The sequence below is a fragment of the Mesorhizobium sp. M2C.T.Ca.TU.002.02.1.1 genome (assembly GCF_003997225.1).
On sequence record NZ_RZTO01001037.1, the window covers coordinates 1 to 1,863 of the forward strand.

The 1,863-nt window shown below is 69.1% G+C and carries 2 protein-coding genes; both read right to left on the minus strand.

Features of this window, described 5'->3' with window-relative positions:
- Positions 1-396 (minus strand): BA14K family protein (locus EOD07_RS38260; RefSeq protein ID WP_206519631.1); only part of this gene is annotated, 396 nt, incomplete at its 3' end.
- Positions 397-522: 126 nt separating this feature from the next.
- Positions 523-1,623, minus strand: coding sequence for a KamA family radical SAM protein (locus EOD07_RS33020; protein ID WP_164772777.1), 1,101 nt, complete (start codon positions 1,621-1,623; stop codon positions 523-525).
- Between the last annotated feature and the right edge of the window lie 240 nt (positions 1,624-1,863).

The following is a 1,863-nucleotide window of genomic DNA, read 5'->3' on the forward strand; positions in this document are numbered from 1 at the left end:
GGCCGAGGCCGGCTGCTGGGCCGCGCCGGCGTCGGGCGCGGGCTGGCCCGGGCCAGAGACGTCCGGCAATGGCTGCAGTGGCGGCGCTGCGGGCGGCGTGGGCGTAGCGAGCGCCGTCGTCTGCGTTGCGCCTCCCGCCTTGGTCGATTCGCTTGGGGCCGGTTCGCCGGCCTTGGCGGGCGCGGCCGCCGCCTGCTGGGCGGGAATGCGTTCAAGGTTCTGCTTCCGCGGATCGATCGGCTGCGCGTCCTTCGTCCAGAGCTCGGAAACGCCGATCGCCGGCGTTGCCTGGCGCACCGGCTTGGCGGCGAGCAGCCAAGTGGCGAAGGCGAGCCCGCTGGCGAACACGGCCAGGGTCAGCACGAAGCCGCCGGCAATTCCCAACAAAGCCTTCACGCAACGCTCCTTCAGCCCCCGCTCATAGAATGCGGGGCGCGAGATGGAGTTCCTTGTGCGGCGCAATGGGGGCCAAAGTCGGGCGAGGACGCGCCTGCACCGGAAGCCGGCGAGACAGAGCCGGCGTCAGGCCTGGCCAACCAGCTCCCTATACTGCCGCACCGTGCCGTCCTGGCCTCGGATCAGCCAGGTGTCGCCATCGCGCCCCTCGATATGGCTCGCCGCCAGCGGCACCTTGCCGCCGCCTTCGGGCAGGTCGATGACATAGGTCGGGTTGCAGATGCCGGAGAGCCGCCGGCGCAGTTCGGCGACCAGCGCCTGGCCTTCGGCAATCGTTGTGCGGCGGTGCGCCATGCCACGCGCGAGGTCGCCGTGATGCAGGTAGTAGGGTTTTACGCCGAGCCGATACATCAGCTCGCGGCAGAGCTCCTCCAGCACCTCGACATGATCGTTGATGCCCTTCAGCAGAACGCTCTGGTTGAGCAGCACGAAACCCGCCTGCCGCATCGTGCGGCAGGCTTCCTCCGTGGCCTGTGTGATTTCCCGCGGGTGGTTGAAGTGGGTCACCACCGTCACCATCAGCCGGCCCTGCAGCGCCTCGATCATGCCGGGCGTGATGCGCGACGGCAGCGCCACCGGCACGCGGGTGTGGATACGCAACAGCCTGAGATGCGGGATCGCCTCCAGGCGGGCGCGGATTTCGGCCAGCGCCTTGTCGGGCAGCGACAGCGGATCGCCGCCGGTCAGGATCACCTCGCGGATTTCGGGATGCGCGGCGATATAGGCCATCGCAGGTTCCAGCGCCTCGCGCGTGTAGCCGCGGCCGATGGAGGTCAGCGACTCTTTCCTGAAGCAGAAGCGGCAATAGACGGCGCACTGATAGGTCGGGAACAAGAGCACGCGGTCGGCATGGCGGTGCGTCAGCCGAGGCGCCGGGCTGAAGGCGTGGTCGCCGATCGGATCGTCGAGTTCGCCCTCGGTGGCGACCAGCTCGTCGGGCGACGGGATCACCTGGGCGGGGATCGGGTCCTCGGGATTGTTCCAGTCGATCAGGTCGAGATAGGGTTTCGGCACGCGCACCTTGTGCGCGGCCGCGGCCTCCTGCGCGGCGGCGCGCTCGGCCGGCGAGAGCGGCAGCGGGGCGAGATCGCGGACATGGCGCACGCCGGCGCGGACATCGTGCTGCCAGGCGGTGTCGGCGGCCGGTTGTTTGAGATCGGTGGTCATTCGGGGCTCGGGCATAATTTGCCCGGGATATCGGCTGGATGGCGTGCGGCGTCAACCGTGCGGTTGCCGCAGGGCCAATCACGCCACCCGGCCACGTCTCATTCCTTCGCGCCCCCCTCTGTCCTGCCGGACATCTCCCCCACAAGGGGGGAGATCAGATGTCGCGCAGGCTTTCGCCAACTAGCAACGCTGCAGGAAAGAGCGGGACGCCCGAGCCGCTAATCTCCCCCCTTGTGGGGG